Source organism: Kitasatospora sp. NPDC022856 (assembly GCF_055561235.1).
Genome location: NZ_JBVHHE010000023.1, coordinates 1 through 4,889 on the forward strand (window position 1 = coordinate 1; position 4,889 = coordinate 4,889).

Annotated in this window: 3 protein-coding genes; 1 reads left to right on the forward strand and 2 read right to left on the reverse strand. The window is 73.7% G+C overall.

From position 1 onward, the window contains the following. Positions 1-381: 381 nt before the first annotated feature. Positions 382-996 carry a hypothetical protein gene (locus ACZ34W_RS26330; protein ID WP_465607559.1) on the reverse strand — a complete coding sequence of 205 codons (615 nt, stop codon included), beginning with the start codon at positions 994-996 and terminating at the stop codon, positions 382-384. A gap of 55 nt (positions 997-1,051) precedes the next feature. Beyond that, entirely contained in the window at positions 1,052-1,948 is an 897-nt protein-coding gene (locus ACZ34W_RS26335) for an aminoglycoside phosphotransferase family protein (protein WP_465607561.1), read from the reverse strand. A 315-nt stretch (positions 1,949-2,263) separates the two neighbouring features. On the opposite strand from ACZ34W_RS26335, the gene ACZ34W_RS26340 reads away from it, so the two are divergent. Beyond that, entirely contained in the window at positions 2,264-4,720 is a 2,457-nt protein-coding gene (locus tag ACZ34W_RS26340) for a Tex family protein (RefSeq protein WP_465607563.1), read from the forward strand. Positions 4,721-4,889: the final 169 nt, after the last annotated feature.

The following is a 4,889-nucleotide window of genomic DNA, read 5'->3' on the forward strand; positions in this document are numbered from 1 at the left end:
TGAACCCAGAACTCGAACGGTTCCGGCGCCGATAGTGCTCACCTGCTGGCGGCTATGGAACTGAGCATTCCCCGGTTCCATAGCTCCCATTAGGCCCCCCTGTGTCAAGACGTTCCCTGGAACCGGCTGATCACTCGTCACCGAATTCGGAACCGTCGATGCTAAGCGTGGAACGGAACGGGCGCCCGCGCTAGTGAGTGCACGAAGCGCCCTGCCCGCGCACGGACCCTCCAATGCACCAGAAGGTGGCATCGTCATGCCCGAATCGCTTGACAGCACCCCTAGGGACCGATTCTGCTCCCTCCCGCGTCATCCCTCCTCCGCGTCCGCCGCGCGGATCGTGCTCCGGGGGTTCCTCGCGGACGTCACGGGCGGCGCATGCTACGCCGAGGCGGCCGAGTTGATCGTCGCCGAGCTGGTCGCGCACACCGTGCTGCGTCCGCGCAGGCCGGAGCACCTGCTGATCGACGTGCGGTTCGAGTACACCGCCCCTGCCGGGCTGCGGATCGAGGTGTACGACACCGGGCTCGCCGACCGGGGGCGAGTCCGGACGAGCCCCAGGCCGGCCCGTTGGAGCTCTTCCAGCACGCGGCCCACCTCTACCGGAGCCTGGGCGACGGGCGGGGCGAGGCCGAGGCCCAGTTCTGGATCGGCACCTACCACCAGGTGGTCGACGGCGACGACGCCGCCGCGCTGCCCGCCCTCCACCGCTCGCGCGAGCTCGCGACGGCGACCGGCGACCGGCTCACGCTCTCCTACGCCCTGCGCCACCTCGGCATAGCCGAGCACCACGCGGGCCGGCTGCCGGCCGCCCGTGACCTGCTGGACGAGTCGACCCGGCTGCGCCGCGAACTCGCCTTCCCCGAGGGGGTGGCCGCCAACCTGGTCGGTCTCGCGTACATCGCCGCCGCCGAGGGCCGCCCCGCCGATGCGCGGGCGCTGCTCGACGAGGCCGCCGAACTGGCCGCCGGCGCCGGGGCGAAGGCCGTCCTGCACTCGATCGACGAGGCGCTGGCCGAACTCTGGCCGGTACGGGCGTCGGCGCGCCGCTTCACACGCTGCGGTCGGCGAGGACCTCGCGGATCACGTGGCGGGCGTTGGCCGCCAGGGCGGGGTTGGTGGTGCGGTAGTAGGGGAGTTGGATCAGGGCGATGGACAGGGCCCAGGCGCGGCCGCGGGCCCAGGTGGCGTCGTCGGCGGCGAGTGCGGCGCGGAAGGCGGGCCGGGCCGCGGCGGGGAGCAGGTTCCAGGCGACGATCTGGTCCACGGTCGGGTCGCCGACGCCCATGACGCCGAAGTCGATGACGGCGCGCAGCCGTCGGTTGCCGAGCAGGAGGTTCCCGGGGGAGAGGTCGCCGTGCATCCAGGCGGGTCTTCCGGAGTGTTCCGGGAGGCGAAGTGCTTTCTCCCACACGGTGGTTGCCGCCTCCGTGTCGATCGATCCGCGGAGTCGGCCGATGGCGGCCCGGGTGGAGGCGTCACGGGAGGCCAGCGGCACGCCCCGGGAGCCCGGTGGGCCGTCCGCCGGGTCGACCGCACGCAGCGCGGTGATGAACCCGGCCAGGTCCTGGGCGAGTTGGATCGGCGCGGTGGTCGCGCCGACCACCGGGTTGGCGCCGTCGATCCAGCGCAGCACCGACCACTCCCACGGGTAGCCGGCGGCGGGCCGGCCGAGTGCCAGCGGGGCGGGGATGGGGAGCGGCAGGTGCGGTGCCAGCTTCGGCAGCCAGCGCTGCTCGCGTTCGACGCTCCCGGCCGCCCACCCCACCCGGGGCAGCCGTACGGCGAGTTCGGGACCGAGTCGGAACATCGCGTTGTCCGTCCCGGAGGAGGCGACCCGTTCGAGCGGCAGCCCGGCCCAGTGCGGGAACTGGGCGGCGAGCAACCGCCGTACCAGGGCGGTGTCGATGTCCGGTTCGTCGTCATGCATCCGGGCTGCAGCGCACATGCCCGGCACTGTACTCCCGGGCTCCACGGCCGTTCACCGTATTTCGAACACCGGGGTGGGGCGGTGAGGATCAGGTGGGGACGTCGGGTCTGCGGGGGGCGCCCGGCGGTGCGGTCGCGCGGTGGGTGCCGCCGCGGCGGGCCGGACCGACGTCGTCCGGATCGCCGCCGACGGCCGCCCCTCCCCGACCGTCAACGGCTGAACTCCGCCCCCGCGCCACGCCCGGTCGCTCCGGGGGCGGCCGGGAGGTGTCGCCGGTCAGTGCCAGAATGCGGGGGTACGGGGAAAGCAACTCTGGAGAAGGTGACCGGTTTCGTGAGCACGCCAGACGAACAGGTGGCCCAGCAGGCCCAGCAGGCGATCGAGCGCAAGATCGCCGAGGAGCTGGGTGTCCGCGGCGGGCAGGTGAAGGCGGCCGTCGATCTGCTCGACGGCGGCGCGACCGTGCCGTTCGTGGCCCGCTACCGCAAGGAGGCGACCGGCTCGCTCGACGACACCCAGCTGCGCACCCTGGAGGAGCGGCTGCGCTACCTGCGGGAGCTGGAGGAGCGGCGCACGGCCGTCCTGGAGTCGATCGAGTCCCAGGGCAAGCTCGACGAGGCGCTGCGCGGGCAGATCCTCGCCGCCGACTCCAAGGCCCGCCTGGAGGACATCTACCTCCCGTTCAAGCCGAAGCGTCGGACGAAGGCGCAGATCGCCCGCGAGGCCGGTCTGGAGCCGCTCGCCGACACCCTGCTCGCGGACCCGACGCAGGACCCGGCGGCGGTGGCGGACGCCTATCTGAACGAGGCGGTGGCCGACCGGGCCGCCGCGCTGGAGGGCGCCCGGTCCATCCTGGTCGAGCGGTTCGGCGAGGACGCCGACCTGGTGGGCTCGCTGCGCGAGCGGATGTGGACCCGGGGCCGGGTGGTCGCCACCGTCCGTGCGGGCAAGGAGCAGGAAGGCGCCAAGTTCGCCGACTACTTCGACTTCGCCGAGCCGTACACCAAGCTCCCCTCGCACCGGATCCTGGCGATGCTGCGCGGCGAGAAGGAGGAGGTGCTGGACCTCGAACTCTCCCCCCACGACGGCGAGGAGGCCGGTGACCTCCCCGGCGCGAGCGACTACGAGCAGCGGATCGCCGCCCGCTTCGGCATCGCCGACCACGGCCGTCCGGCCGACAAGTGGCTCGGCGACACCGTCCGCTGGGCCTGGCGCACCCGCATCCTGGTGCGGCTCGGCATCGACCTGCGCGGCCGGCTCCGTCAGGAGGCCGAGGACGAGGCGGTGCGCGTCTTCGCCGCCAACCTGCGCGACCTGCTGCTCGCCGCACCGGCGGGCACCCGCGCCACGATGGGCCTGGACCCGGGGTTCCGGACGGGCGTGAAGGTCGCGATCGTGGACGCCACCGGGAAGGTCGTCGCGTACGACACGATCTACCCGCACCAGCCCGCCAACAAGTGGGACGCCGCGCTGGCCACCCTGGCGGCGCTGGCGAAGAAGCACGGCGTTGACCTGGTCGCGATCGGCAACGGCACCGCCTCCCGCGAGACGGACAAGCTCGCCGAGGACCTCATCAAGCGCCACCCGGAGCTGAACCTCACCAAGGCGATGGTCAGCGAGGCCGGCGCCTCGGTCTACTCGGCCTCGGCGTTCGCGTCCCAGGAGCTGCCCGAGCTGGACGTGTCGATCCGCGGCGCGGTCTCCATCGCCCGCCGCCTCCAGGACCCGCTGGCCGAGCTGGTCAAGATCGATCCCAAGTCGATCGGGGTCGGCCAGTACCAGCACGACCTCAGCGAGGTGAAGCTGTCCCGCTCGCTGGACGCGGTGGTCGAGGACTGCGTCAACGCGGTCGGGGTGGACGTCAACACCGCCTCCGCGCCGCTGCTCACCCGGGTCTCCGGGATCACCGGCACGCTCGCGGACAACATCGTCGCGCACCGCGACGCCAACGGCCCGTTCCGGACCCGCAAGGCGCTCAAGGACGTCGCCCGGCTCGGTCCGAAGGCGTTCGAGCAGTGCGCGGGCTTCCTGCGGATCCCGGACGGCGACGACCCGCTGGACGCCTCCGGGGTCCACCCGGAGGCGTACCCGGTCGTGCGCCGGATCCTCGCCGGCACCGGCGGTCAGCTGCGCGAGCTGATCGGCAACAGCACCGCGCTGCGGGGCCTGCGGCCGGGGGACTTCGCCGACGAGACCTTCGGCATCCCGACCGTGACCGACATCCTCGGCGAGCTGGACAAGCCGGGCCGCGACCCGCGCCCGGCCTTCCGCACGGCCACCTTCAAGGAAGGCGTCGACAAGATCGGCGACCTGGAGGTCGGCATGGTGCTGGAGGGCGTGGTCACCAATGTGGCGGCCTTCGGGGCCTTCGTCGACGTGGGCGTGCACCAGGACGGGCTGGTGCACGTCTCGGCGCTGTCGAAGAACTTCGTCAAGGACCCGCGCGAGGTGGTCAAGCCGGGTGACATCGTCACCGTGCGGGTGACCGCGGTGGACGTGCCGCGCAAGCGGATCGGGCTGACGCTGCGCCTCGACGACGAGGTCGGCCGGGAGCGCGGGGGCGACCGCGGTGACCGGGGTGACCGGGGCGGCGACCGCGGCGGCCGGCAGGCGCGTCCGCCGCGCCAGGACCGACGGGGCTCGGGCGGTGGCTCGGGTATGGGCTCCGGCGGCTCCGGTTCGGGCGGCCAGGCCCCGCTGGGCAGCGGGGCGATGGCGGACGCGTTGCGCCGGGCCGGTCTGGCGGGCGGGTCCGGCTCCGAGGGCGGCCGCCGCTCCGGGCGCCGCTGAGGCAGCCGCCCCTGCTGGGGTCGCCGGGGCCCGGTTCCGCCGTTCGGACGTGACGCGGGCGGCGGGGCGGGGGGGGGGGGGGGCACCCCCCCCCCCCCCCCCGGGGGGCCCGCCGCACGCCCGACCCCCCCCCCAGCGGGCAACACACTGACCCCGACGTATTCCTGGG